24 protein-coding genes are annotated in these 26316 nt (G+C 39.2%); 9 read left to right on the top strand and 15 right to left on the bottom strand.

Annotated features, from left to right (window positions below; genetic code table 11):
- Positions 1–244 precede the first annotated feature (244 nt).
- Positions 245–1369 carry a S9 family peptidase gene (locus D0T08_RS06240; RefSeq protein ID WP_116981743.1) on the top strand — a complete coding sequence of 375 codons (1125 nt, stop codon included), beginning with the start codon at positions 245–247 and terminating at the stop codon, positions 1367–1369.
- Between the two features lie 75 nt (positions 1370–1444).
- On the opposite strand, the gene nagA is transcribed toward D0T08_RS06240, so the two are convergent.
- The 5 genes from nagA to D0T08_RS06265 all read right to left on the bottom strand — a co-directional run bounded on the left by nagA (position 1445) and on the right by D0T08_RS06265 (position 7070).
- Entirely contained in the window at positions 1445–2629 is a 1185-nt protein-coding gene (gene nagA / locus D0T08_RS06245) for an N-acetylglucosamine-6-phosphate deacetylase (RefSeq protein WP_116981744.1), read from the bottom strand.
- A 36-nt stretch (positions 2630–2665) separates the two neighbouring features.
- Positions 2666–3397: a glucosamine-6-phosphate deaminase gene (locus D0T08_RS06250; RefSeq protein ID WP_116981745.1), complete on the bottom strand. Its 732-nt coding sequence runs from the start codon at positions 3395–3397 to the stop codon at positions 2666–2668.
- A 6-nt stretch (positions 3398–3403) separates the two neighbouring features.
- Positions 3404–4798 (bottom strand): Gfo/Idh/MocA family protein, encoded by a 1395-nt coding sequence (locus D0T08_RS06255; protein WP_116981746.1) that lies wholly within the window; start codon positions 4796–4798, stop codon positions 3404–3406.
- A 56-nt stretch (positions 4799–4854) separates the two neighbouring features.
- Positions 4855–6135, bottom strand: a complete 1281-nt coding sequence (locus D0T08_RS06260; RefSeq protein ID WP_116981747.1) for a sugar MFS transporter — start codon at positions 6133–6135, stop codon at positions 4855–4857.
- Positions 6136–6242: 107 nt separating this feature from the next.
- Complete coding sequence (locus D0T08_RS06265) at positions 6243–7070, bottom strand: SGNH/GDSL hydrolase family protein (RefSeq protein WP_116981748.1); 828 nt, start codon at positions 7068–7070, stop codon at positions 6243–6245.
- 190 nt (positions 7071–7260) lie between these two features.
- Between D0T08_RS06265 and D0T08_RS06270 the strand changes: the two genes are divergently transcribed.
- The gene (locus D0T08_RS06270; RefSeq protein ID WP_116981749.1) at positions 7261–8997 is read left to right on the top strand and encodes a DUF4091 domain-containing protein; all 1737 of its coding nucleotides are present in this window, start codon (positions 7261–7263) and stop codon (positions 8995–8997) included.
- A 67-nt stretch (positions 8998–9064) separates the two neighbouring features.
- Complete coding sequence (locus tag D0T08_RS06275; RefSeq protein ID WP_116981750.1) at positions 9065–10186, top strand: SGNH/GDSL hydrolase family protein; 1122 nt, start codon at positions 9065–9067, stop codon at positions 10184–10186.
- A 6-nt stretch (positions 10187–10192) separates the two neighbouring features.
- On the opposite strand, the gene D0T08_RS06280 is transcribed toward D0T08_RS06275, so the two are convergent.
- Positions 10193–11593: a hypothetical protein gene (locus tag D0T08_RS06280; protein WP_116981751.1), complete on the bottom strand. Its 1401-nt coding sequence runs from the start codon at positions 11591–11593 to the stop codon at positions 10193–10195.
- A 128-nt stretch (positions 11594–11721) separates the two neighbouring features.
- On the opposite strand from D0T08_RS06280, the gene D0T08_RS06285 reads away from it, so the two are divergent.
- Both D0T08_RS06285 and D0T08_RS06290 read left to right on the top strand, forming a co-directional pair.
- Complete coding sequence (locus D0T08_RS06285) at positions 11722–12792, top strand: tail fiber domain-containing protein (protein WP_158561207.1); 1071 nt, start codon at positions 11722–11724, stop codon at positions 12790–12792.
- Positions 12793–13045: 253 nt separating this feature from the next.
- Positions 13046–13300 carry a hypothetical protein gene (locus D0T08_RS06290; RefSeq protein WP_116981753.1) on the top strand — a complete coding sequence of 85 codons (255 nt, stop codon included), beginning with the start codon at positions 13046–13048 and terminating at the stop codon, positions 13298–13300.
- A 19-nt stretch (positions 13301–13319) separates the two neighbouring features.
- Here D0T08_RS06290 and D0T08_RS06295 read toward each other — a convergent pair whose 3' ends face one another.
- The 6 genes from D0T08_RS06295 to plsY form a co-directional block, all read right to left on the bottom strand.
- Complete coding sequence (locus D0T08_RS06295) at positions 13320–14309, bottom strand: VWA domain-containing protein (protein WP_116981754.1); 990 nt, start codon at positions 14307–14309, stop codon at positions 13320–13322.
- Positions 14310–14463: 154 nt separating this feature from the next.
- Positions 14464–15285, bottom strand: a complete 822-nt coding sequence (gene murQ / locus D0T08_RS06300) for an N-acetylmuramic acid 6-phosphate etherase (protein ID WP_116981755.1) — start codon at positions 15283–15285, stop codon at positions 14464–14466.
- Positions 15286–15314: 29 nt separating this feature from the next.
- Positions 15315–16436 carry an FG-GAP and VCBS repeat-containing protein gene (locus D0T08_RS06305; RefSeq protein ID WP_116981756.1) on the bottom strand — a complete coding sequence of 374 codons (1122 nt, stop codon included), beginning with the start codon at positions 16434–16436 and terminating at the stop codon, positions 15315–15317.
- Between the two features lie 93 nt (positions 16437–16529).
- Positions 16530–17915 carry an FAD-binding oxidoreductase gene (locus D0T08_RS06310; protein ID WP_116981757.1) on the bottom strand — a complete coding sequence of 462 codons (1386 nt, stop codon included), beginning with the start codon at positions 17913–17915 and terminating at the stop codon, positions 16530–16532.
- A 9-nt stretch (positions 17916–17924) separates the two neighbouring features.
- The gene (locus D0T08_RS06315; protein ID WP_116981758.1) at positions 17925–19304 is read right to left on the bottom strand and encodes a dipeptidase; all 1380 of its coding nucleotides are present in this window, start codon (positions 19302–19304) and stop codon (positions 17925–17927) included.
- Positions 19305–19438: 134 nt separating this feature from the next.
- A complete protein-coding gene (plsY, locus tag D0T08_RS06320; protein WP_229238910.1) occupies positions 19439–20041 on the bottom strand; it encodes a glycerol-3-phosphate 1-O-acyltransferase PlsY in 603 nt (200 codons plus the stop codon).
- Between the two features lie 464 nt (positions 20042–20505).
- Between plsY and D0T08_RS06325 the strand changes: the two genes are divergently transcribed.
- Complete coding sequence (locus tag D0T08_RS06325) at positions 20506–21894, top strand: MATE family efflux transporter (RefSeq protein WP_199538126.1); 1389 nt, start codon at positions 20506–20508, stop codon at positions 21892–21894.
- Positions 21891–22487 (top strand): ribonuclease HII, encoded by a 597-nt coding sequence (locus tag D0T08_RS06330; RefSeq protein WP_116981760.1) that lies wholly within the window; start codon positions 21891–21893, stop codon positions 22485–22487. The genes D0T08_RS06325 and D0T08_RS06330 overlap by 4 nt, the downstream gene beginning before the upstream one ends.
- A 164-nt stretch (positions 22488–22651) precedes the next feature.
- Here D0T08_RS06330 and D0T08_RS06335 read toward each other — a convergent pair whose 3' ends face one another.
- The gene (locus D0T08_RS06335; RefSeq protein ID WP_116981761.1) at positions 22652–23488 is read right to left on the bottom strand and encodes a sugar phosphate isomerase/epimerase; all 837 of its coding nucleotides are present in this window, start codon (positions 23486–23488) and stop codon (positions 22652–22654) included.
- 191 nt (positions 23489–23679) lie between these two features.
- Positions 23680–24462, bottom strand: a complete 783-nt coding sequence (locus D0T08_RS06340) for a TIGR00266 family protein (protein ID WP_116981762.1) — start codon at positions 24460–24462, stop codon at positions 23680–23682.
- A gap of 257 nt (positions 24463–24719) precedes the next feature.
- Between D0T08_RS06340 and D0T08_RS06345 the strand changes: the two genes are divergently transcribed.
- Positions 24720–25139 (top strand): hypothetical protein, encoded by a 420-nt coding sequence (locus tag D0T08_RS06345; protein ID WP_147322720.1) that lies wholly within the window; start codon positions 24720–24722, stop codon positions 25137–25139.
- Positions 25140–25175: 36 nt separating this feature from the next.
- On the opposite strand, the gene D0T08_RS06350 is transcribed toward D0T08_RS06345, so the two are convergent.
- Complete coding sequence (locus D0T08_RS06350) at positions 25176–25490, bottom strand: YtxH domain-containing protein (protein ID WP_116981764.1); 315 nt, start codon at positions 25488–25490, stop codon at positions 25176–25178.
- A 456-nt stretch (positions 25491–25946) separates the two neighbouring features.
- On the opposite strand from D0T08_RS06350, the gene D0T08_RS06355 reads away from it, so the two are divergent.
- The gene (locus tag D0T08_RS06355) at positions 25947–26276 is read left to right on the top strand and encodes a hypothetical protein (RefSeq protein ID WP_116981765.1); all 330 of its coding nucleotides are present in this window, start codon (positions 25947–25949) and stop codon (positions 26274–26276) included.
- Positions 26277–26316 lie beyond the last annotated feature (40 nt).

The raw sequence follows: 26316 nt of genomic DNA on the forward strand, positions 1-26316 counted from the left end.
AGTAGAGATTGTTTAGTAAGACATAAATAATTTGTGATTTTTTATAAAATTATTTATTTCCTAAACCCAAAGCGTCCTGTACACTTCTGTATTTCGCAAATAGAGTTATATTATTTATTAAAATATTGCTATATTTTATATTGGGTTAATGTAAGAGTATTATTACCTCAGGCAACTTCTCACACTGTTTCTGCATATATCATAACAGAAGCAATTATCTACTAAAATTAACTACTATAGGTATATGAAGTATTGCATTTTATTTATCCTATCCATTAGCCTGTTTAGCTGCAATCATTCAAAATCAGAAGAAAAACAATTATATAAAGTTGGCTTTAAAACCATTCACATAACTGATAAAACAAGAAAATATAAACATGGCGTTGACTCGAGTAATGCCTTGTATTATCGACCCATAGATATTGATATATGGTATCCTGCAAAGGATTCTTTAAGTGGTTCATTAATACGATTCGGAGATTATTTAAACCTGTTTGAGCAAAGAGCAAATTTTTATACAGCTTCAACTCATGCCGATGGACTAGCAATGAAATTTGCAAAGATGTTGAGCGAGGGTTTTCAATGTTCTGATTCTATCAGCCTATTAAACCTTCCTACGCAGACTTATAAAAATGCTAAGGCTATTGAGAAGAATTTCCCGGTGATAGTTTATATGGCTAGTTATAATGGCATGGGATACGAGAACTACCTCTTATTTGAAACACTAGTCAGAAAGGGATTTATAGTTGTAGGGGTTAATTCTATAGGCAGATTTCCTGGCGATATGACGATGAAAAAAGAAGATGCGATGGAACAGGTGAATGATGCTCTTGCTTCTGTTAAATATTTAGAAACATATTCTAATATTAAGTTTAATAATATAGCCGTAATGGGCTATAGTTGGGGAGGCCTGACAGGAGCTTTAGTTGCGGGCAAGATTCCGAATGTGAAGTGCATCGTATCATTAGAAGGTTCAGAGGTTCATCATTATGGATATGCTAAAGAAGAAGATGCAGATTTTGATAGTATTCTTCATAGCCTTGATTTTCAAAAAATGTCTTTGAAAAACCCGTATTTAAGATTTGAGAGCTCACCGATCAATCAAAAGCCATCAAAAGATTCGGTAAGTAATTTTCTAGAGAAAGTTTCTGAAGACTATCTGATCCTTAAAGTCGATTCTGCCGAGCATAGTGATTTTTCGGCTTATCCGTCTAGTGTCAAATCTTCCGGCAATTGTAAGAACTCCCAGTTGTATGAGACAATTACCAAATTGACGAGTGCTTATCTGGAAGAGCATCTACAAGGCAATAAATTCTTTGGCAATGTGCTTGAAAGTGAATTAAAAAGTAAAAGTGTGAAAAGAAGATGATATAGCTTTGCCACAATGTACATAATGGTACACAAAGTTTCACAATGACAGAAATAAGAAATGGCTTTTCTCTTTTTAAGATTTTTGATAGACGACTTCTCCGCCAATAATAGTGCTTTTTATTTCAAAATCCTTATCAAAAATTACTAAATCAGCATCAAAGCCTTTTTCTATTTTGCCTTTTGAGTTTTGTACTTTCATGATTCTGGCAGGTGTAGCCGTAAGCATTTTTACAACTTCCAGAATGGATATACCTACGTTTTCAACAAGGTTCTTCAAGAGTTTATCAGCAGTAGCTACACTTCCAGCAAATGAAAGCCTGTCTGGTAGTTTGGCTACACCGTCTTCTACTATCACATCAAGCCCATCTTCAAGGCTTCCCAATTTACTTGTAGTTACATTTGTTCCGGCTGCGCGCATGGCATCCGTAATGAGTGCGATACTTTCAGAGCCTTTAATTTTATAAATCAATTGAAGCAATTCGGCAGGCAGGTGCTTTAAATCGGCTATCACTTCCACATCCATATCATTTAATAAGAAAGCACTTTCAACAGTACCTGCATATCGAAAGCCTTGCTTCCTGACTACTCCCACCATGCCTGAATACAGGTGAGTCATTAAAGAATAGCCAACCGCCTGCGCCTTGATTACATCGGCATATAATGCTTCTGTATGTGCTATTGAAGCGGTAATATTTTTTTTGCGGAGGACTTCACCAAACTCAATCGCACCAGGTAATTCAGGTGCAGCACTCCAACGGGTAATAAATGGAAACCTGTTGAGAATTTCATTGTATTCATCGGCATCCGGTAAGCGGATATATTTAGGATCCTGCGCCCCTCGCTGGTTCATCGCAAAATAAGGGCCTTCAATATGAACACCTAAAAAACCAGCTCCCTTGTACTGGGTCTTTGTGGTTAATTCATAGGTTTCAAGTGTTTTAATTAGATTCTCTTTGGTAGAGGTAAGTGTAGTAGGTACCATTGAAGTAGTACCATGCCGGGCATGGGTAATAGCAATTTGCTGAAATGCTTCTATGGTATTATCCATAAAATCATAACCGCCTCCACCATGCAAATGAATATCTATGAAGCCTGGTGATACAAAGTTGCTATGAGCATCAATTATATCTGCCTCTTCAATATCAAATGCATCGGTAAACACCCCATCAATTTTCCCATCTTTTACTACAATTGTAGCATTTTCGAGGATTGCATGGGGTGTTATTACCTGAGCATTCACTATTTTGGTCAAACTCATAATCGCACTTTATCAGACAAATATTTTTATTTGAGCTTAAAGCAAGCTTGCTGAATCAGCATCCAAATACAATTCACAATCAGGATGATTTTGCAGAATACTTGCAGGAAACATTGGGCTTACCTCTTGTTTTAGCGTATTCCTGACAGCCTCAGCCTTTCTTAAATCAGGCACAGAGCAAACAATACTTTTTGATAGCATGATTTGTCTGATAGACATACTGATGGCCTTTTGTGGCACTTCCGCCAGACTATCAAACCAGCCCTCGCCCAATTGTTGCTGACGACAAGCCTGGTCCAGATCAACCACTATATAGGCTTGGTTGGTTTCAAAATCGGCGGGTGGATCATTGAAAGCGAGGTGTCCGTTTTCTCCGATACCAACCAGAGCCACATCAATTGGGTGTTGGCTGATTTTTTCGCTGAGTCGCGTTAGCTCATCCTCAATATCTCCCTCACCATTGATCAGTGTATAACTCATTAATGCGGGTACTTGCGTAATAAATCTTTCTCTTAAATATTTTCTGAAGCTCGCCTGATGGGTTTCAGAAAGCCCGATATATTCATCCAGATGAAACATATTCACTTTTGACCAGTCAATGGAGGTATCTTTTAATAAATTTGAAAGCGTTTCAAACTGACTGCTCCCTGTCGCTAAAATGATATTGGCCTGCCCGTTTTCAGCAATTGTTTTCTTGATTTTTGCTGCCGCACTTTTGCCTGCTTTCTCTCCTGATTCACTATTGTTTTCACTAACTATTATCTCCATGGGTGATTAATTGTATTTTCTGATTCCGGTATTTCCTCCTTTCGACATTGTAATGTCCATTGGTTCATTTGTTTTCCAATTACCTCTCGTAAAATCAGGCACATCAATTGATTTTGACCTGTTTTTAACCGAAGCCTCACTCAAAGGAGCAACCGCACTCCAGAGCGCTGCATCATATACATCCTGGTCAAGTGGAATACCATTGCGCAGGCAATCTATCATGCGCCAATCCATCATAAAATCCATACCACCGTGGCCGCCCACCTGCTTAGCCATTTCGCCTATTTTTTTTACGATTGGTGGAGTAAACTCTTCCTGCAGTTTAGCTAATTCAGCTTCTTTCAGCCATTCGTGTTTATGGTCTGAGATTCTGCCCGGTTCAGGATATTTGAGCGCGATACCATTCGTGCCACTCACCAGATGAATACGTGAGTAGGGGCGGGGAGTTGAGACATCATGCTGAATCATAATGGTTTTCCCTTTCAGTGTTTTGATAGTCGTTACGTTCAGATTTCCTCTGAATTTCTTATCCACAAATTGCTGATAGTAATTGTCTTTCTTAGCATTTTCTACCGCAATATCATGTAACGTAAAATCATTCGAGGAGGTAGATACCAGATAATCCATTCTATCACCACGATTCAGGTTCAATACCTGGCTCACAGGCCCAAGTCCATGCGTTGGATACAAGCTACCATTGCGCAGGTTTTGTTTCAATCGCCAGTTATCTGAATATTTTCCATCAGTCATCAGGCTATCTCTCAAATCATGCAGATATGCTCCTTCCACATGTATAATTTCTCCGAAATAGCCCTGGCGCGCCATATTGAGTGTCAGTAATTCAAAGAAATCATAGCAGGTATTTTCAAGCATCATGCAGTGCTTTTTAGTTGATTCTGATGTTTCAACCAGTTGCCAGCATTCTTCCATTGTTGTAGCCGCAGGTACTTCTATCGCTACGTGTTTGCCTTGCTTCATGGCATAAACGGCCATTGGGGTATGCAGATGCCAAGGAGTAGCGATATAAACCAAATCAATATCCGGTCTTTCGCACATTTTTTTCCAGGAATCCTCATTTTCATAATAGAGGTCAACTTTTATCCCCATTTTTTCAAGCTTGTCTGCCGATTCACGGGCTTTTACTTCCCGTTTGTCGCAGATGGCTTTCGTTTCTACTCCCTCAACCCGGTTAACTCTGGTTACTGAGCCACTTCCTCTGTTGCCAACGCCAATAAAACCAATTCTTACGGTTTCGAGCTTGGGTGCCGCATAACCTGACATATTAAAGGCTGCCTTGGTTTTATCCTTATTTGTGGTTGATGCCTGCGCATCCCAGTTAGCAGCTAATGTGAGCGCTGAAGCACCTCCCATTTTCAAAAAATCTCTTCTGTTATTTTTCATCTTTTTTATAGTTCGGCTTGTTTGAGAAGCCTGTTAAGGTTGTTGTAAATAGAGGTCTAATGAGTTTTCAATTTCCAATGTTTAAGGCTATACCCATAAAATGTATAGAAAATCAGGTATAAAAAGCAGGGGATTAAAATCCAGTAAGCACTTTGCGGACTGGATTTATCAGCAAAGTAGCCGTAAACCAAAGGCATAATGGCATTTCCGCTTAACCCCATAATCATGAGTGAAGAGCCAACTTTTGTCAAATTCCCTAAGCCTTTGATAGCTAATGGCCAGATGCCTGCCCAGATAAGCGAGTTAGCCAAGCCCAATAATACAATAAACCAGATAGAAATATCAGTTGAAACGCCCATAAATTCTACTCCCCCATTCGTAAAAATGATTGAAATGCTAAATAGCAAGCCCAGAATGGTACAGATTTTCAGGGTGGTATGTTGATTGACAAATCGCGGAATCAGAATAATGCCTGTGATATACCCTGTGATGGTCATGGTCAATACATAAGAAGGGAAAACTTTGGCTACATTCAACGAAAGACCCTGAAAAACTCCATAATTGATAATGGTATCTACTGCAATTACCTGCGTTCCTACATGAAAAAATATGGCTATTGCTCCCAATATCAAATTGGGGTACGATAAAATTGATTTATTGCCAGTCTGTTCATCTTTTTCGTGTTCAATTTCAGGCAATGAGGAAAAATAGATGAGAGTACCTAACATGAATAAGGCAAGTGCTATTACCCCATAAGGCAATATGACTCTATCTAACAACTGGCTTAATAATTCTTGTCTGGCTACCTGATTCTCAACACTAAGGTTTTCAATTACCTTAATATCTGTTGGTTTAAGAATAATAAAAGACAGAATGAGTGGGGCTATAATACCGGCTCCTTTATTGCAAATACCCATAATGCTGATTCGCTGCGCTGCACTTTCAATGGGGCCGATAATAGTAATGTAAGGGTTCGAAGCTGTTTGCAGAATAGATAGACCAGTACCCAACGTAAACAATCCGGTAAGAAAAAGACCATAACTTTTGATCATGGCTGCTGGAATAAAGATTAATGCGCCAAGCGCCATTACCCAAAGACCGGTGACGATACTTCTTTTATAGCCGAACTTATTCAATAATATAGAGGATGGTAGCGAAATAACCAGATAAGAGATATAGAACGCAAAAGCTACCAGATAGGCTTTAAAACTGGTGAGTTCAAACGCAATTTTGAAGTAAGGAATCAGAATGGCATTCGACCATGAGATAAATCCAAAGATAAAAAATAATGTCGCCAGAATAATAACAGAGGTAACGTAAGATTTTTTTGATGACATTAGGGCTTTGAATTTTAGGGTTGAATGGTTATTCTTATCTCTATACTGCTTATATGTGATTGAAGACTATTCTTAAGCTCTGAGGTATTAATCCGACAATTGAGCTATCAGTATTTCTTCATGATTTTTATGAGCGGCTTAGCTATTAATTCATACCCTACATCAGAAGGGTGCAAGCCGTCATAGGTTTTAGCAATTGATTCTACCGGATAAGGATATTCATCCGTTTCAGGATTGAAAGGAATATTAATAGAATCGGGGAAAGTAAAGTTTTTGTAGGCGCCAGTTTGTGGGTCTTTCAGACGCTTGAATTTAACCAGATTCTCCATTTCCAGGCCTTTGGTATGGTACAGATCAACTACCGGAAATTTTTCAAATTTACCTATAGAATCAATGGCATAGGCAAATGATTCAAGCATTTGCCCACTCTTATTAGGTTTATATGAGCCATAAGCATTGTTCTTATGATTGGCTATATAAACAAAATCTACCCGCTGCATAGGGGTAATCAGGATAATCGGTGCTTCAGGATTAAGACTTTTTAATTTATCGATAATGATTCTGAATGAACCGTAGACTGTATTATTGCCAGTGTTGTTTTTATAATCGGTCAGTTGTCCCAATGGTCTCCCTTGCCACCAATCATTAGTTCCCAGAAAAATAGAATAGACATCTGCTTTGGTTAATCCTAACTTTTCAATGCCGTTAGCAATCCCTCCTGAAGTCCAGCCATTATGCCCTTGATTAATGTATTTAATATGAGGGAGCTTTTCGGTAACCAATGTCATATAACCTTTCGTGACACGGTCTCCGGTTTCTTTTTGGTGGTCGTTCAGATAAGTAATCGAGTCGCCAATAGCAACCCATGAAAGTTCTTTGAAGGTAAACGAACTGATGAACGCTATCAGTACGATAAGAGTGGCGAGTTTTTTCATAAGTTGAATGTTAAGGTTGAGTAAAGATAAATACTTTTTTTATTGTTTGATATGCGTTGATGCTTTTTAAGCTACAATCGTATCTCATGAATGTTTGTGCTTGCCTAAAGTATTAAGAACTCTACAATATTTTTACTTAATTTGAAATGAAATTCAACCATCTATTCAATAAAACTTATAATACACACGAATGAAAAATTTACTGTTTATTGCTTGTTGCCTGTTTACAGAGATAGTATTGGCACAAGATGTGAGCCTGGCTCTGCAAAAAAAGCCCAATACAAGCCCTACACAATTGGCTGTGCAATGGAGCAAAGTCTCAGCAAATACCAATGTAAGTTTTGCTTCATCAAGCAAACGCTTCGCTCAGGAATTACCTCCCGAAATTAAATTAAATGATACCTGGACTGCCAGTGCATGGAAGGGAGAAAAAGTACATACACAAATACTGATATGGAGCAAAGCTGATTTGACTCATGTAACGGTAGAGGTAAGTGATTTAAAGAATGCTAAAGGAGAGTTAATAAAAAAGGATAATATTAGCACAGGCTTTTTACAGTATGTAATGACTGATGAATTCAGGAATGGTTGTGGCTACCGTAAACCCCAGGATTTTGATTCGTCGAAAGTGGCAGATATTATTAATGTTGATATCAAAAGCATGCAGGTGCAAAAGAACATGACCCAACCTGTATGGGTGAGTGTGAAAGTGCCTACTAATGTAAGTCCTGGACTCTATTCAGGTACTGTGACGCTTAATGCAGATAAAAAATACGCATTGAAAGTTGCGTTGACAGTCGTTGATAAAACTTTACCTCCACCATCTGAATGGGCGTATAGATTAGATTTCTGGCAGCACCCATATGCCATAGCCCGTGTACATAAATTAGAGCCCTGGAGCGATGCGCATTTTGCTATGATGCGAAAATATTATACAATGTTAGCTGATGCAGGGCAGAAAATTGTAACCACCAGTATAGTAAATGAGCCCTGGGGACATCAGACTTATGACGATTTCCCAAGCCTGATTAAATGGACAAAGAAAAAAGATGGCTCATGGACTTATGACTATTCGCTATTTGATAAATATGTAGCTTTTGTGATGAGTTGTGGCATCAATAAGCAGATTAATTGCTATAGCATGGTGCCCTGGAAAATTGCTTTTACTTATAACGACGAAGCCGCAGGAAAAGAAGCCGTTTTTACCCAAGCTATCGGCACACCTGCTTACAATGAGTTCTGGACACCTATGCTGACTGATTTTACCAGACATTTAAAGGATAAAGGTTGGTTCGGCATAACCACTATTGCGATGGACGAACGCCCGATGCCTGCCATGCAATCAGTAATTAAACTCCTGAAAACCATTGATCCTAACTGGAAAGTATCCTTGGCAGGAGATTATCATGCTGAAATTGAAAATGATATTTTTGATTATTGCGTAGCATCCAGATGGAAATACCCAGCCGATGTTTTACAGAAACGCAAGCAGCAAAATAAGTTAAGTACGTGGTATACTTGTTGTGCAGAAAAATACCCGAATGCCTTTACGTTCTCGCCACCTGATGAAATGGTTTGGATGGGCTGGTATACAGCCGCAACCGGAATGGATGGCTATCTCCGCTGGGCATATAATAGCTGGCCAAAATCTCCGTCGACTGATAGTCGCTTTACAGCATGGCCCGCCGGAGACACTTTTCAGGTATATCCGGGTGCTTTATCGTCTGTGCGTCTTGAAAAAATCATAGAAGGGATTCAGGATTTTGAGAAAATAAGACTCTTACGCAAGGAATATCAAAGCAAGCAACAGACAGCTCAGTTAAGTAAACTGGAAGCAGCCTTAAAAACTTTTGAAATCAAAGACTTAGCTTCGGAAACTGCCGAAGAGACCGTAGCAAAAGCTAAGAGTCTCTTAAATGAATTTTAATAATGTTTATGAGTGATTAAATAATGCTATTTAATCACTCATTCACTAAATCACTCATTCACTCAATATGAAATACACTCATTACCTCGGTTTTCTTCTAGCCTTAACTACCTTTTCATTATCTGCCCAGCAAATGAAATGGTGGAATCCTGCAGATGCTACTTTCCCGGTCATTGAGGGAAGAGCTTGGCAAACTGATTTGGTAAGACCTTATGATAGATTACCTGCCAAAGCCGAAAAGACCGTTAGACAAGCGGTTTGGTCTTTAGGACAAAATACTGCAGGGGAATATATCAAATTCACCACCAATGCTACTGAATTGACAGTTCGCTACCAGATTTCAAAGGCTAAAAGTATGGATCATATGCCTGCCACAGGTGTGAGTGGGGTTGATTTATATGCTTTAGATGCCAACAATAACTGGCAATGGATACGCGGGGCTTACAGCTTTGGGGATACTGTGCAATATAAATTCACGAATATGATAAGTGGGGTACCTGTCAAAGAATTTAGATTGTATCTACCGCTATACAATATGCCGAAGTGGATGCAGATAGGGACACCTAAAGATAAAAATTTTACCCCATTACAAGTAAGTACTGAACAGCCATTAGTATTATATGGTACCTCTATTATGCAAGGCGCTTGCGCCAGCAGACCGGGCCTGGCATGGACAAATATTTTGGGCAGAAAACTCAATGTACCTATTATCAATTTAGGCTTCTCCGGCAATGGCCGATTGGAGCAACCTGTTATTGACCTGCTCAACGAAACCAATGCCCGACTTTTTGTATTAGACTGCCAGCCTAATCTGGTTGATAAAAAGGTATATCCGGGAGCAGATATAGAAAATCGTATTCGTACCTCGGTCAAGAGCCTGCAAAGCAAGCACCCTGATGTGCCTATTTTATTAGTAGAGCATTGTTGCGGAGTACCCGAAGTAGGTGTAGATACTACTTTTTTTAACAGATATACCTGGAGTAGTGAAGTGATGAATAAGACCTTCACAGCCATGAAAAAAGAGGGTGTGAAAAATATTCATCTACTAACTGCCGCAGATATTGGCTTTGATTCAGCCTCAACCGTAGACGGCACTCACCCGACAGATATAGGCATGATGAAATATGCTGATGCTTATGAAAAGGCGATTGGGAAGATTTTGGGGAAGAAAGGGGGAAAGAAAAAATAACCTCAATCATGTTTTAGAGACTTGATTGGTCACTTTTTTATAAAGTTCGTTATTAAGTTTATAGTTAAAGATACGTTTATCAATAGAAGAAGGTATTTTTTCAATGGGTTCTTCAATGCCATAAATGAGAGCTAATTTAGGTGTTAAGGCTTTAATGAAATCATGCCTTACCTTCCGTTGATTTTCAATCGTTTTATTATTGACCTGCAATAGCGTGTTTATTTGTTCTGTATCTATGCCCTCAGCATGATGGTTCTGAATTAAGATAGCAAGCATTGCTTTTTCGATATCATCTAATTTATCTGATAGCCCAAACTCTTTTGGTTTAGCTTTTGATCGTTTCAAATAAAAGACTGCACAAACAATAATAATAGCAGCTATTATTGATGATATTAACCAGTAGTTTACACCTGATGACTCATAGACTTTACCTATGAATGTGGCTTCTTTTTTTAGTTGTTCTAATGATACTACTTGCTTAGAAACATAATTTTGTGGCGCTGTTGTGACAAGTTTAGAACTGTATAGTGAATCTCCGATTATATATTCTTTTTTGCTGTCTTTGCCTGCATCGGATATTGGTTCGAAGAGTCGTTTTTTATCTTCCCATTTAAAAACTTCATTTTTAACGGGGTCAATTATAAAAATTTTGTTGTTAGGTGCTTCGTATACTCTGATAACGAAGTATTTCCCGTTCCAATCGAATACTCTGTTTGGTGTTTCTACAATTTTTAATAAAGCAGGGTTTGTTATCTTTCCTAAGGTAGTCCATTTTTTATCTCTGAAACTGTATTCATTCATTCCAAAGTCGTTTATGAAGTTTCCATTATTTTCGGCATCACTATAGTAATAGTTTAAACCGGAAAAGAATATATCCCGCTCTTTATAGTATCCATTTAATCCTTTGTGAATGGAAATTGGAGGATTATTCAGACTATTGATTGCGTCCCATTCTTTGGTTTCATTCTGAAAATAAGTTAGTAAATTATTAGTTCTAAAACAGCCATATCCTCCGACACAGTACAGTGTATCCTTTCGGATAAATCTTATGCTTTGGCAGTTGTATCCTCTATAATAGGTTTTGTCTATTCTCTCAAAATTCAATCCTTTGAAGTCAAATTGATAAACCTGATTAGTGCAGTCGACCAGTAAATAGCGGATGCTTTTATTGGAAGGAGTTAAGCATATAATATCATTGCTGGGAAGAATCTCTTTTTCATCAACATTGAGCAGATTGATATTCCCGAAAACTTCCCAGATTCCCAGCCTGGTTTCTTTTTCAATAATCTTCTTTTGCGTATCTATTCTATAAGCACATCGATCAACTTCATCAACCCATTTTAGCGTAATAGCCTTTATTGTGAAAGGAGAGAATAATAAAAGGCATAAAAGGGATAGGGTTCTCATTCAGGTTAGTCTGGAATAATGTATTAGTAACCATTATAATGTAAAATAAGTAGTTTTTTTTTATTGGGGGGAATAGTTTTGGTCGAAAATTTTAAAACATGATGGAGAAAAATTTTACAAAGACGTATATGGATCAAATTGATAAAACAGGCAGACGTTTTACATTTCTCTTGGTGCTGATACATATTAACATTTTCAGTATCCAAGGACAGGTTTTTACACAATCTGAATCAGATGGGTCAATTACGATTAGTCCTAAGGGATTGCAGGGTAAGACCAATAGTAGTTATAATGTTACAAATTTAGCGTTAGGCGACTATGCACTTTGGATAAATAGTGCAGGTATTGAAAATACAGCTATCGGAACGTTAGCCCTTAAAAATAATACAACCGGAAGCTGGAATACCGCCAATGGGTGTTCGGCCCTCTATAGTAATATGACCGGAAACTATAATACAGCAACCGGGCGAGGGGCACTTGCTGATAATTTAGGAGGTAGCTGGAACACAGCTGATGGGCTTTATGCGCTCCGGGACAATAGAGAAGGGTATCGTAATACTGCCAATGGTGCTTTTGCGCTTCAATTCAATAAGGATGGCTATGAAAATACGGCCTTAGGTAATGAGGCAGGTTCTATAAATATTTCAGGTTCAAATAATACCTTTATTGGCTATAATGCTAATGCCTCCAAAAACAATTTAATCAATGCTACTGCGATTGGTAATGGAGCTATTGTAAATGCCTCAAACAAAGTCCGGATAGGGGACTCAACTGTTACTGTGATTGAAGGACAGGTACCCTGGACAAACCCATCAGATAGACGACTAAAAGAGAACATATTTTACACTTCACGCCTAGGACTGGCATTTGTTAAACGCCTGCAAACCGTATCGTATAATTTCATTGCCGATAAGGGAAAAACACGCTACGATGGCTTTATTGCTCAGGATATAGAAGCCATTATGCAAGACTTAAAAGTGCCATTTAGTGGGCTCAAAAAAGCGGAAGATGGCAGGTATTCACTGGCCTATTCTGATTTTGTTATACCCCTTGCCAATGCCATAAAAGAACAACAGGAACAAATAGAAACTCAGCAAAAGGAAATTGAACTGCTGAAAAAGCAATTGCAAAAGGTTGATGATTTGGAAAGGAAGATTGAGTTGTTGGCTGGGAGAGAGTTGGTTGAGGTGGGGAAGTAGTTTTATATTTTTTTCAATGTTTTTATAGTAATAGACTATAGCTTTAATGGGATTACTATACCTAGTGATAAAAATCAAACTTATAGCTTATCCTATTCACAATTTGTAGTGCCTTTAGTAAAAGCTGTGCAAGAGCAACAAGTAATGATTGAATCTTTAAAGGAAGAAACTAAGAAACTATTAGCGTTAACAATGGATTTAAAAAACGAATTAAATAAACAATAAAGATTACGCTTTTAAATAACTTAGAACTATGACAAAAGAACAAGTTGATGATTTGGTAAAAAGAGCTCAACCATTTTTAGGAAAGCCTATTTTAATAAGGGAAGGGAAATCGACACCAAAAGAATATCTTTTTAAAGATACCGGAAACAGAGTAGCGGTTAGCGAAGATGGTGAGTTAAAAAAATACTCTATTAAAGCTAGATTAGTTTCTACTTCTAATGAAGTGATATTTGAACCGTTAACAAAAATTGTAGAACATTTTGAAGCTAATTTGAAAGACTAAGCTTCTCTTAGTTTACCCCTCAATCCTCCAAAATATTCCCAACAAAAGTATTTTTAAAGAAGAAGGCAACCAATAGGAAAGCTACTGCCCAGTTGAGGTAGATGTAGTAGAAATCTTCTACATCGCGGTATACACTGTCTTTGATTCTTACTTTTTCTAAACGGTTGATCTGCTCGAAGATATTTTTGAGTGTCTGGTTATCGGTGGCGGTAAAGAATTGCCCGTTGCCTTGTTGGGCAATCTTTTTTAGTGTGCTTTCATCTACTTTTACATTTTTACTGTCTCTTCCTACAAGAATGGTATACACTTTTATACCGAATGATTTGGCTAAATCTGCTGCTGTAGATGGGTCAAGCGTTCCGGCTGTGTTGTCGCCGTCACTTAAGATAATGGCTACTTTGCTGTTGCCCGGTACGTCTCGCAGGCGGTTGATGCAGGTGGCTAAAGCACTACCAATGGCTGTGCCGGAAGTCTGAATCATGCCACTGTTGATTTCATTCAGATACTCATTCAGCATGTCATAATCTGTTGTGAGGGGGCAAATGGAGTATGAATCTGCAGCAAAAATGACTAAGCCAATGCGGTCCTGAAAGCGTCCTTTGATAAACTCACGGGCTACATTTTTTGCAGCATCCAGTCGATTTGGGTTCAGGTCTTTTTCTAACATCGACTCTGAAATATCCATCGCCAGCATAATATCTATTCCTTCCGAAAACTGCTCTTTACTTTCTTTTACCCTTTGCGGACGAGCCAATGAAAGCAATACACAAGTAATACCTAATACAAAAAATAAAGGCGGTAGGAAACGCAGATAGCTGATTAATCGGGTTTGCAGTTGAGGATTACTTAATGACAAACCTAATTTCTGCTGACCTCTGTTATAAAATAACCAACGAAGCAAAAATAAAAAGGGGATTCCGGCAATGGCATACAGATATATCCTGTCAGCCCAAACGAACGAACGCAGGGTTTGTGCAGTAAGCCAATCTATTGAGAACCAATCCCACATGAATTTATTTAGTGAATGAGTGATTTAGTGAATGAGTGATTAAGGAATTGAGTGAGTTAGTGATTTTAATTTAAGCTATCAAACGAATTTAATTTCTGTTCATCAGAGAGCTTAGAGTTAATTTAATCACTCAATCACTAATTCGCTCATTCACTCAATTCTTATAATTATCGACGGCATTTCTAACGCTGCCGTGTTGGAGAACTAAGGCATGAGCTTCGTCGTGGGGTATTTTTAGTTCGTTCATCACCATTCTTGTTGCTCTTTCTACCAATTTGAGATTGGTCAATTGCATATCTACCATTTTGTTTCCACGCACCCTGCCCAACTGAATCATAACAGAGGTAGAAATCATATTTAATACCAATTTTTGAGCGGTACCTGCTTTCATACGGGTACTGCCTGTCACAAATTCCGGTCCTACTACTGCTTCAACCGGATATTCGGCTTCGGCAGATATAGCACTCCCGGAATTACATACCACACAACCTGTAAGGATTCCGTTCTTGCGAGCCGTTCTTAATCCTCCTATTACATAAGGCGTACGACCGGAAGCCGCAATGCCAATCAAAGTATCTTTTTCGTTGATTTTATATTTTTCTAAATCTATCCAGGCTTGTTCAATATCATCTTCGGCATTTTCAACGGCTTTTCTGATGGCCTTGTCTCCACCTGCCATAATACCCACTACCATGCCATGAGGTACACCAAAAGTTGGCGGACACTCCGAGGCATCAACTATACCCAAACGGCCACTTGTGCCGGCACCAATATAAAAAATTCTACCACCTGCTTTCATGCGGGGTACTATCTGACTCACCAAAGCCTCAATTTGTGGAATACATTTTTCGACAGCATCAGGCACTGTCTTATCTTCTTTATTGATATTTACCAGTAATTCATGCACCGACATCTTTTCAAGATTATCATAATGCGAAGTCGATTCTGTTGCCAGTTTTTCTAGACCAAGAGACATATTAAGTTTTATAGTAGTTTTGTTTTATTTTATTGTCTGTTCCAATAGATAATCAGGTTTTTAGAGGCTCTTCCTGCGGCAATTAAATCTATCTTACCGTCACCATCTAAATCGGCACTTTGCATGTCTTCGCAAGCCATCATATTATCGTCTATGGTATACTCACTCCATTGGGATAGCGTTGCGTCAGGCACATAAAATTTGATGCCTACCTTTTTATCTTTATTTGGTTCACGCCAGCCCACAGCTATTTGTGGCCTGCCTAATTTAAGGAAATCCGCTAAAGCAAGGGCATGCCCTTGATTCAGATTTTCGTTCAGGACAACCGGCTCTTTCGTATCGCTTACCCAAACCAGTTTATTACCATGCATAGGCTGAACGGTTGCAAAATAGCCATTTTTACCCACTTCTGTATATTTTACTTCTCCAATCTGCATATTTCCATGCGCTTTCCCTGATTTCTCCCACTTGTCAGTGTACTGATAGGTACGTAAACCCTCTTTCCCTCCGATAGTGAGCCAGGTAGTATTTTTATCCTCCTTTATCTCAAAATTATGAGTGAGGTGCATGGTCGAATCAATAATTGTTCGTTTCCAATCGGTTTTAGGATTTACTGGTTTATTATACGCCCATATTTTTACTCCTGCACCTTCGCCATTTTTATTGCCTAGGCCATGCAAAGGCACAACCACTAATTGATAGGCATTTTTGGTTTTTACCCATTTCATGCGGTGGATAGTTACTTCATGATGTAATTCAACTGCTTCCCATTTCTGCGTAGGGTCAGCGGGACGAATCAGGTAATGAACCGAGCCTGATTTGCTCAGGTCATTGGTTTCACCCGGGTTCCAGTTAGCACCTACAGCAACTTCTACTTTTCCATCCCCATCTATATCTCTTGCGGCTATGCAAACATTGTCTCTGGTTGTCAGATTCTCAATCATCACAAAACGCTTCCAGTCTCCGTTTCGGTACCAGACAAATTGTTTCTGGTCGGCCATCAAGATATCAGGCTTCTTGTCGCCATCCACATCTCCGATAGCTAAACCATAGCCAATACTTACCTGATTGTCAATAGTTTGAGAAACAAAATTGGGTGTCTGGGCAAAACAAATCTGAACAAATAGCAGCGCGCAAAGAAAAGTTTTCATAGGTTTGAGGGGCGTCAATGAAACATTTGCAAAGTTTATAATAAAATTTATTTATTACGAATGCAAAGATGATAAACTTTGTAGCAAGAGAATTTAATCAAGCACAGGAAGTAGTTTCCCGGGATTCATGATATTTAGAGGGTCGAGCGCCTTTTTGATAGTCCACATGGTAGATACGGCTTCGCCATGCTCTAAGGTCATATATGATAACTTGCCAATGCCTATGCCATGTTCACCTGTGCAGGTGCCTTCCATCTCTAGGGCCCTTTTTACCAGGCGTTTATTGAGCGCTTTGGCTTTTTCAAACTCTTCGGGATTATTAGAATCTATCACAATAGTCAGGTGAAAATTACCATCACCTACATGTCCTAAAATGGGGGCGTAGATGCCAGTCTCTTCAATATCAAGCTGAGTTTCAGTAATACATTTGGCTAATCTTGAAATCGGTACACAAACATCTGTTGACATCAATTGTCCGTCTTTTCGATACGCTACAGAGGCAGGAGCGGCATCAGTACGGGCGCGCCATAGTTTTGTGCGGGCAGCTTCGTCTTTTTCCCAGATAAACTCTTTGGCACCGAAACTCTTAGCAATAGTCTCTACCTGTTCAACTTGTTCTTCTAATTCTGCCTGTGAACCATGAAACTCTAAAAAAAGCGTTGGCGTTTCTGCATAATTCAAGGAAGAATAGCGGTTAATAGCCCGCATCATCTGTTCATCAAGCAATTCAATTTTGGCAATAGGTATGCCTTTCTGAATAGTTTGAATGGTAGTATTCACAGCCGCTTCTACTGTAGGGAAAGAACAAACCGCCGCATAAATGGCTTGTGGATAGCTATGTAATTTGAGCGTTAATTCAGTAATAACACCTAAAGTGCCTTCTGCACCTACAAAAAGATGAGTAAGGTCGTAGCCTGCCGAAGATTTTTTAGCTTTGCTTCCGGTTTTGATGAGTTTTCCGTCTGGTAATACTACTTTGAGCGATAGCACATTCTCTTTCATGGTGCCGTAACGAACGGCATTTGTGCCTGAGGCACGGGTACTTGCCATGCCGCCTAAGGTGGCATTGACTCCCGGGCCAATCGGGAAAAAGAAACCTGTGCCTTGCAGCGCTTCATCCAATTGATTACGGGTAACGCCAGGTTGGATGGTGGCATACATATCTGCATGATTGATTTCCAGAATCTGGTTCATCAACCGGAGGTCTATGCAAACGCCGCCATTTACAGCTAGTATATGTCCCTCAACCGAAGTGCCTGCCCCGAATGGAATAATCGGTATTTGATTAGCCGCGCAAATCTTAACGATTTCGGAGATTTCTTCGGCAGAAGATGGATACACAACCCAATCGGGCGGGGTACAAGCGTGATAACTAAACCCAACGCCATGTTCGTTGCGAGTGGTTTCATTGTCAACTACCCGATCATGGAGTAATGCCTGTAACTGCTCAAAAACGATTTGCTTCGATTGCGTATCCATCCGTATCGCTTATTTCATTAATTCGGCATAATGCTTATAGAATAAAGGAATGGTTTCTATACCCTTGAAGAAGTTAACCAGACCATAATGTTCGTTAGGCGAGTGCAGCGCATCAGAATCAAGCCCAAAGCCGAATAGGATTGATTTTAAACCTAATTCTTTTTCAAAAAGGGCTACAATCGGGATACTTCCACCGCCACGGGTTGGTACAGGTTTTTTGCCATAGGCTTCTTCCATTGCCAGCATCGCTGCTTTATAACCTGCTGATTCGGTTGGGGTAACATAAGGTTGTCCGCCATGATGACGGGTAACAGTTACTTTAACCGTTGGCGGAGCAATCGCTCTGAAATGCGCATCGAATAATTCAGCTATTTCTTCCCAATCCTGATCCGGTACTAAACGCATCGAGATTTTAGCGAAAGCTTTCGATGGTAGCACCGTCTTTGAACCCTCGCCTGTATAGCCACCCCATATACCATTCACGTCTAAAGTCGGGCGGATAGAGGCACGCTCACGGGTGGTATATCCTTTTTCGCCTGTTACTTCGGCAATATCTAAATCCTCTTTGTATTCTTCTAAGCTAAATGGAGCAGCTTCTAAATCGTCTCTTTCTTCCTGGCTTAGCTCCAATACTTTATCATAAAATCCTTTTACGGTTATTTTGCCATCGGCATCATGTAATGAAGCAATCATCTCGCACAAAACATTTACTGGATTGGCTACAGCACCACCGTACACACCAGAATGTAAGTCACGGTTCGGGCCTGTAACTGATACTTCCATATAAGTTAATCCTCGTAAACCTGTTTCTACTGATGGAATATCGTTGGCAATGATAGAAGTATCTGAAATCAGAATAACGTCGGCTTTGAGCTTTTCTTTGTTTTCTTTCACAAAAGTGCCTAAATGCTCAGAGCCCACTTCTTCTTCTCCCTCAAACATAATCTTTACATTACAAGGCAGGTTGCCGTCAGCCAGCATCATTTCAATGGCTTTTACGTGCATATAAATCTGCCCCTTATCATCGCAGGAACCACGGGCGAAGATTGCGCCCTCAGGGTGTACTTTTGTCTTTTTGATAGTAGGCTCAAATGGAGGAGAGTTCCACAATTCGTAAGGGTCGGCAGGTTGAACGTCGTAGTGTCCGTATACCAGAATAGTTGGTAAGGCAGCATCCACAATTTTTTCGGCGTATACTACCGGATGTCCGGCCGTAGGTACTATTTCAGCTTTATCAAGCCCTGCTGCTAGTAATTTTTCTTGAATATATTCGGCTGCACGAATCATATCAGGCTGAAATTTAGAATCGGCACTGACAGACGGAATCCTGAGAAAATCAAACAACTCGTTTAAAAAACGATCTTTGTTCTGGTCTATATAAATACTCATAGATATGTGTTATGGTTACCCAAGCGCTTTGGGTAAATGTGTGACTAGTTGGATAATAGAAAGCAAAAAGCTATCTCATCCTTACTACAAAGTAAAGTAATTGATGGAGAGAATACAATTTTAGAAAGCGTGATTTATTTCTTAGCGCCGAATTTATTTTCGGTTCCTTTCATCAAACGCTGAATGTTGTGGCGGTGCGTGAATACCAGAATGAGGAATAAAGCACTGGCAAAAGCAATATAGTAAGGGTCATGGTTAGGATTCACATTCCAGACATTGAGTGCAATTTGTACCGGAAAAGCCAAAGCGCCTATCATAGAACCTAAAGAGACATACCTGGTAGCAAAAACGAGTATAAAGAAAACCACCATGCAGATAATGACGGTCATCGGAAAAGTGGCTGCTATAACACCCAGTGCAGTTGCCACACCTTTACCACCTCTGAACTGTGCAAAAACCGGGTATAGATGCCCGATTACAGCAGCAAGACCCATGATAAGGGGTAAATATTTTTCAGTATCAGGGAATAAAAACTGGGCTGAAAGAACGGCTAGAAAGCCTTTGAGGAAGTCGATGATAAGAACGATGATACCTGCTTTTCGGCCGAAAGTACGTAAAGAATTGGTTGCTCCTGCATTGCCACTACCATGTTGGCGAACGTCGACCCCATGAAAAATTTTACCATACCAAACAGCCGTAGGGATAGACCCTAACAAATAGGCAACAAGAACGCCCATTAAAATCATACAAGTTCTCGCGTTTAAATGATGAAGCTGCAAAACTATACAAAAATTGTGAGATTTGAAGATTTAAAATTTTATTAAAAAGGTTAATGTATTGATAGTGAATGTTTTGTATGTCAAAAAATTATTAATAGAATTGTATATTTCGCTTAATGGGTAATTTCTTCCTCAAACTCTTTTTATAAACAGATACTATTCAAAACTTTATATCTTATTGACCATAAATTACTAAACCGTTTTAGGTTGATTTAAAAATTTTTACCAAACCCCAAATCTTTTTCAAGCAGTCGTTGTTGTTCTGGTAGACATACTATTTTTATGAGTTAAGATATAAGCCTAAGCTAAGCATCCCACAACTAACAGTTAATTCCTGAGAAAGTATGCCAATCTTTTCAGTCTTCTGCTAAAGACTATTGTACAACAAACGCGAATCCGGCTTGCTATTTCCTTCAAAGGTTATGAAAATAAATCTATTATCTGCTTCTTTTAAAGAAGAAACGAGTAAAACTTTGTCTTTGGCTGTGCCCATTGTGATAGCACAATTAGGGACTATTTTGATGGGCGTAACTGACAATATTATGGTAGGGCATTATCTGGGCAAAATAGGCTTGGGTGTGTCAGGTATTGCCAACTCCATTGCTTTTGTGATTTCATCCATTGGTATTGGTGGGCTTGCTGTTGTTGCACCGCTCATTTCAAAAGCCAAAGCCGAACGGAATGTACCCGAAGTCAATCGGCTATTCAGGGCTGGTTTATGGGCTGCTTTGTGGTTTGGACTGATATTGGGTGCCGTAGGTTTTATCTGTATCTACTTCTTTGATATTTTTCAGCAATCGCCCGAAATCAATCAGAAAGCTCCGACTTTTATGGGTATCATTGTTGTATCCAGTATGTTTGTATTCATTTTTGTAGCTTCCAAACAACTTTCGGATGGGCTCTCTCGCACCTATGTGGCCATGATGATTACCATCATCGGGCTTATTGCTAACTTTATTCTTAACGTATTATTGATTAATGGCTATTGGGGTTTTCCAAAAATGGGATTGAATGGCTCTGCGGTCTCAACACTCATTACCCGTATTCTGATGGTAATTGCTATGTTCACCTATCTATTCAGAGCGAAAACCTTTAAGAAGTATTTGAAGAAAAAGTATAACCCATTGCCTGTAGGCGATTTGGTAAAGTATATTTTTAAAATTGGTGTGCCGAGTGGCTTACAGTTTTTCTTTGAAATAGCTGCTTTTTCATTAGCCGTAGTAATGATGGGGTGGCTTGGCGAAAACCAACTGGCAGCGCACCAGATTGCTATTAATGTTGCGTCTACTACCTATATGATGGCGGCAGGCCTGGGTGTAGCTGGAGGTATCAGAGTAGGTGAGGGTAGAGGTTTGAGGAATATTCAGAAAATAAGAACCTCGGGCAATGTGGCTTTGCTCTTAGTTGGTATATTCATGACTACTATGATGTTGTTGATTATCATTTTAAAGCGTTTCTTGGTAGAACTTTATATTTCAGATATAGAAGTAATTGAAATAGCTGTGAGATTGATGTGGATAGCGGCAGTTTTCCAGTTGTCAGATGGAATACAGGTGGTTGCTCTGGGTATTCTACGTGGTATTGCTGATGTAAATATTCCGACCTGGATTACCATGTTTGCCTATTGGGTTGTAGCTTTGCCACTAGGTTATTTTCTGGGCTTTACTCTGAAACAAGATGCCATTGGCGTTTGGATAGGGCTATTTGCAGGACTAACTATGTCGGCCATTTTACTGACCTCACGTTTTTATTATCTGATAGGTAAAATGCGGAAATCGGAACAATATTCTTTAGAAACAGCGGGTACATGAAAGAAAAAAATCTTTGGTCGTGTTATAATGAAGGCGTAATAGAAGCAGGGCTTGACGAAGCGGGTAGGGGCTGTCTGGCTGGGCCTGTGGTTGCTGCAGCTGTAATTTTACCCAAAGACTACAAACACTCTTTGCTGAATGATTCGAAACAATTAACCAAGAAGCAAAGGAATCGTTTAAAAGATGATATATTCAGAGATGCGTTGGCTTATGAGATAAAAGAAGCATCAGAGGCCGAAATAGATAAGATTAATATATCAAAGGCAAGTTTTCTGGCGATGCATCGGGCAGTGGAGGCATTAAAAATTCAGCCGGAACATTTGTTGGTAGATGGCAACCGCTTTGTGCCTTATCCGCTCATTCCGCATACCTGTATCGTGAAAGGTGATGAGAAATTCTTATCAATAGCCGCTGCTTCTATTCTGGCAAAAACCTATCGTGATGATTTGATGGAGCAATTGGGTTTAGAATTTCCCTCTTACCGTTGGCATGAAAATGCCGGTTATCCGACACCACACCATCGCAACGCCATTCTTCAAAATGGGTTAACACCCTATCATCGGTTGACTTTTAAGTGTATTAAGTTGTTTTAGAACAGGGGTAATGTATATGACGGTTTTTAAATCGTCAATTAATCAATAGTGAAAAAATTTTGAATTTTAAGGTACTTTATTCAGACGATTTGAAAAATCGTCATACACAAAAGGGTGACACGATTTGAAACCGTGCCACCCTTTTCGCTTAATTATATTCTAAATTAGAATTTCAAGTCTTTCAGATAAGCTGCGTCGTTTTTCATACTTTCGATCGGGCTTACCGGATATTGCTCTTGTTCTACCAGATAGTATTTAATACCTGCATCTTTGGCTGCACGTAACAACGTTTTGTAATCAATGATACCTTTTTCCAGATCCGTTTGTTTTGGTTTAGGATCTTTGGTTTCTAATTGCTTTACATGGCAAAGTTCGTAGCGTTTGCCGTATTCTTTCAGGTGAGCCAACGTATCTTCACCTGAAGCTTCAATCCAGCACATATCTAACTCGAACATCACCAAAGATGGGTCAGTATTTTCTAATAAGATACGTTGTCCTTTCACACCATTCGCATTCTGGAATGAGTACGAGTGATTATGATAACCATATTTGATACCGTATTTTTTTGCAGTTTCGCCGTGTTTGCTGAAAGCCTCAGCTTTTTGTTTCCAGGCATCTGCTGATGGTTGCATCCCGATAGCCGGACAAATCACATAGCTTAAACCTGCTTCTGCACATTTCGCAATCATTTCTTCGTTGGTATCAGGCAAGCCTAAATGAGTACTTACCATTTTCACGCCGATATCAGATAGATAAGATTTCGCTTCTTTCGGAGTCATTCCCCAGAATGGGTCTTTTGAGTAACTTTCAAAATATTCGTAGCCCATATCAGCCAATTGCTTCATATAGCCTTTAGGGTCTTTAGGCAATACATCACGGATACTATATAGCTGGCAACCGAATTGTTTCAGGGTGCCTTTAGCTTCTACTCTGTTAGCTATCAGGGCCAATGCTGCTAAAGAAGCAGATTGTTGTAAGAATTTTCTGCGATCAATCATCATAGTTTTTTGCAGGAGGTTTTGGTTTTAAAGAAATACACGGCAAAGTAGCAGATTTTATTGCACAAACAGAATGATAAATGTGATTTTTTTGTGGGTTTTAATCAAATTTCAATCCGAGAATTTTGCACCAAACCAACAAAAAAGCACAGATAGCCAACTACCTGTGCTTTTGCTTTACTTTATTTTAAATCTTAACTTTCAAACATATTACCTAATCCACCTAAAATAGAGCCACCCTCTTTGTTAGCATTACCACCATAAGGTGCCAGACGTTGAATCAATTTCGAAATCGGTAATGATTGAATCCAAACTTTACCTGTACCACGAAGCGTAGCCAGAAATAAGCCCTCACCGCCAAAAATCATTGATTTTAGGCTTCCCGCACGCTCAATATCAAATTGTAGCTGTGGCTCAAACCCTACCACACAACCAGTATCCACACGTAGTGTTTCATTATTTAACTGGCGCTCAATAACTACCCCGCCTGAGTGAATAAATGCCATACCATCGCCTTGTAGTTTTTCAAGAATAAAGCCCTCGCCACCAAAGAAACCTGAACCCAGGCGTTGATTGAAATGAATAGAGATACTTGTGCCCATAGCAGCACATAAGAAGGCATCTTTCTGAACTATAAGCGTATTGCCCATAATCTTTGCCAGGTCAACTGCTCTGATTGTACCCGGATACGGTGCAGCAAAGGCTACTTTGCGTTTCATTTGTGGCACACGGTTAGTAAAGTGGGTCATGAAGATAGACTCACCCATCAGTGCACGGCTACCTGCCTGCAGGAGTTTGCCAAAAATGCTTTGTTGCGGTTGTGAGCCGTCACCCATTTTGGTTTCAAACTGTATTCCGTCTTCCATATAAAGCATAGAACCTGCTTCAGCAATGACGGTTTCATAAGGGTCTAGTTCGATTTCGACAATCTGAATGTCTTCGCCAAATATTTTGTAATCAATTTCGTGAGAACGCATAGCTATATATTGGGTTTATGATTTTGCGACGAATATATAAGTTTAGTAGAATATCTTTCAAAAAAAACTACATAAATGGGTACATTGTTGAGGGAATGGTTATTTTTATATTATTTTAAACTTTTTCCAACCTTTCAGCTATATAAAGCATCATTGTAGTATATGTAGAGGATTTTAGACAAAATAGCATGGAATGGTTTTTGAACTAAAAACTCTGACAGTATGAAAGATAGCTTAAAAAATTAAAGGAAAATTTTATGAAAAGGTTAATGGTAGTAATGATGGTTGCATTAGCAACTGCATGTTCGAAAGAAGACGTAGCAGAACAGAAGGCTTCGTTTGGTAGTACAATTGAAACAGCCTATTCTAAAGCAGTAGTATTGCAGGAAGGTGTTGAAGTAAAAGTAACAAAAATTGAGGACAGTCGCTGTCCTAAAAGCGTTGTATGTGTTTGGGAAGGAATGGTTAAGGTTTACATAAGCGTTTCTGAAAAAGGTTCAACGAAAGAAGCGGTGATTGAAATAAAAGGTGGTGAACAAAAACCTGCTTCAACCACAGTACAACTGAATGGGGTTAATTATTTAATTGAAGTAACAGACGTATCGCCTTATCCGCAAACGCCTGATCCAATCAGTTTACAGGATTACAAAATCAGCTTTAATATCAAGAAAGCTTAATATCATAAAAGGCTAACCGCGAGGTTAGCCTTTTTTTTATGCCTGTGGTTCACTCGGCGGTGGAGTTGTCGTTGTTGGATTTTCAGGTTTGTTACCACCGAATAAATCCTGCAAGAATTTTTCAGCACCCGGAAAATACTGCTTCAAAGCCTCAGCACCTTCGGTTTTTAGTTTATCAAAATATTCAGGTGCTTTATCAAGTGCTTGCTCGGCTTCACCCTTGAACTTATTGCCTTTTTCTTTTAAATCGGCTAATGCCTTTTCTCCTTCTTCGGTCTGTAAATATTTGTGTAAGGCTACACCCGCGGCTGCTCCCAGTACAAATGTGGCTAAGTGTTTTGCATTTACCATAGTCTTAAATTGATTTATTGTTAATAATCAAAAAGAGCCTTTTTAATGAGTGTTTATCTGACTGTATGCAGATTGTGTTATCATTTTTAACAGGCTCGTAACTTCAATAACGAAATTATGGAATAAAAGTATCAATAATTTAGTTGGATAATGCATAATTTTGCCCGTAGGTGAAAAATATTGATAAATGGCAGAAAATCGTATGGATGAGAATGCGAACCTTTGTTGCAGACGACCGTACCAATCCTTTTGCGCAATAGTCTGATTATACCAAAAAACTTCCTGAACACTTTGGAAACACAATTCTAAATCGGAAATTTAGGGAGACGCCCAGTTGAAGACGTCCAGCCGAGGATTACAATCACTATTGAAATGGATAAAAGGAAAATCAATATAAATCGAAGTAAGTTTAATAGAGCGATTAGATATAGTTATCAGCAAACAGTTTTGGAGTCTATGCAAGAATCAGTCACTAAAACGGAACCAGAAAAGGTTACCATTATGGTAGGAACCTTTTTGAGAGAAGTCAAAGAGGGTTTTCAACAATCAATTATGAAAACGGAACCGAAAAAGGTTACCATTATGGTGGGAACCTTTTTGAGCGAGAATAGTACTGGTTTCGAAGTATCAACCACTCAAACGGAACCGGAAAAGGTTACCAATACGGTGGGAACCTTTTTGAAAGGAGACAGAGGTGATTTCCGAGTGCCAAGCTCGAAAACGGAACCGGAAAAGGTTACCAATATGGTAGGAACCTTTTTGAGTGAGGACAGTAATGATTTTTAAATACCAATAAAGCGACATTACAAAAGGTGACCGATCCGGT

This window comes from Emticicia sp. C21, from assembly GCF_003418935.1.
Classification (GTDB): Bacteria; Bacteroidota; Bacteroidia; order Cytophagales; family Spirosomataceae; genus Emticicia.

Coding starts and splice junctions, on each gene's coding strand:
- D0T08_RS06305 (WP_116981756.1), bottom strand. CDS start 16,436: ATGAAAACTTTTCTTTGCGCGCTGCTATTTGTTCAGATTTGTTTTGCC.
- D0T08_RS06285 (WP_158561207.1), top strand. CDS start 11,722: ATGGATCAAATTGATAAAACAGGCAGACGTTTTACATTTCTCTTGGTG.
- D0T08_RS06355 (WP_116981765.1), top strand. CDS start 25,947: ATGCAAGAATCAGTCACTAAAACGGAACCAGAAAAGGTTACCATTATG.
- D0T08_RS06250 (WP_116981745.1), bottom strand. CDS start 3,397: ATGGAGATAATAGTTAGTGAAAACAATAGTGAATCAGGAGAGAAAGCA.
- D0T08_RS06290 (WP_116981753.1), top strand. CDS start 13,046: ATGACAAAAGAACAAGTTGATGATTTGGTAAAAAGAGCTCAACCATTT.
- D0T08_RS06275 (WP_116981750.1), top strand. CDS start 9,065: ATGAAATACACTCATTACCTCGGTTTTCTTCTAGCCTTAACTACCTTT.
- D0T08_RS06265 (WP_116981748.1), bottom strand. CDS start 7,070: ATGAAAAAACTCGCCACTCTTATCGTACTGATAGCGTTCATCAGTTCG.
- D0T08_RS06240 (WP_116981743.1), top strand. CDS start 245: ATGAAGTATTGCATTTTATTTATCCTATCCATTAGCCTGTTTAGCTGC.
- murQ (WP_116981755.1), bottom strand. CDS start 15,285: ATGTCTCTTGGTCTAGAAAAACTGGCAACAGAATCGACTTCGCATTAT.
- nagA (WP_116981744.1), bottom strand. CDS start 2,629: ATGAGTTTGACCAAAATAGTGAATGCTCAGGTAATAACACCCCATGCA.
- D0T08_RS06255 (WP_116981746.1), bottom strand. CDS start 4,798: ATGAAAAATAACAGAAGAGATTTTTTGAAAATGGGAGGTGCTTCAGCG.
- D0T08_RS06295 (WP_116981754.1), bottom strand. CDS start 14,309: ATGTGGGATTGGTTCTCAATAGATTGGCTTACTGCACAAACCCTGCGT.
- D0T08_RS06280 (WP_116981751.1), bottom strand. CDS start 11,593: ATGAGAACCCTATCCCTTTTATGCCTTTTATTATTCTCTCCTTTCACA.
- D0T08_RS06340 (WP_116981762.1), bottom strand. CDS start 24,462: ATGCGTTCTCACGAAATTGATTACAAAATATTTGGCGAAGACATTCAG.
- D0T08_RS06315 (WP_116981758.1), bottom strand. CDS start 19,304: ATGAGTATTTATATAGACCAGAACAAAGATCGTTTTTTAAACGAGTTG.
- D0T08_RS06310 (WP_116981757.1), bottom strand. CDS start 17,915: ATGGATACGCAATCGAAGCAAATCGTTTTTGAGCAGTTACAGGCATTA.
- D0T08_RS06350 (WP_116981764.1), bottom strand. CDS start 25,490: ATGGTAAATGCAAAACACTTAGCCACATTTGTACTGGGAGCAGCCGCG.
- D0T08_RS06260 (WP_116981747.1), bottom strand. CDS start 6,135: ATGTCATCAAAAAAATCTTACGTTACCTCTGTTATTATTCTGGCGACA.
- D0T08_RS06335 (WP_116981761.1), bottom strand. CDS start 23,488: ATGATGATTGATCGCAGAAAATTCTTACAACAATCTGCTTCTTTAGCA.
- D0T08_RS06345 (WP_147322720.1), top strand. CDS start 24,720: ATGAAAAGGTTAATGGTAGTAATGATGGTTGCATTAGCAACTGCATGT.
- D0T08_RS06325 (WP_199538126.1), top strand. CDS start 20,506: ATGAAAATAAATCTATTATCTGCTTCTTTTAAAGAAGAAACGAGTAAA.
- D0T08_RS06270 (WP_116981749.1), top strand. CDS start 7,261: ATGAAAAATTTACTGTTTATTGCTTGTTGCCTGTTTACAGAGATAGTA.
- D0T08_RS06330 (WP_116981760.1), top strand. CDS start 21,891: ATGAAAGAAAAAAATCTTTGGTCGTGTTATAATGAAGGCGTAATAGAA.
- plsY (WP_229238910.1), bottom strand. CDS start 20,041: ATGGGCGTTCTTGTTGCCTATTTGTTAGGGTCTATCCCTACGGCTGTT.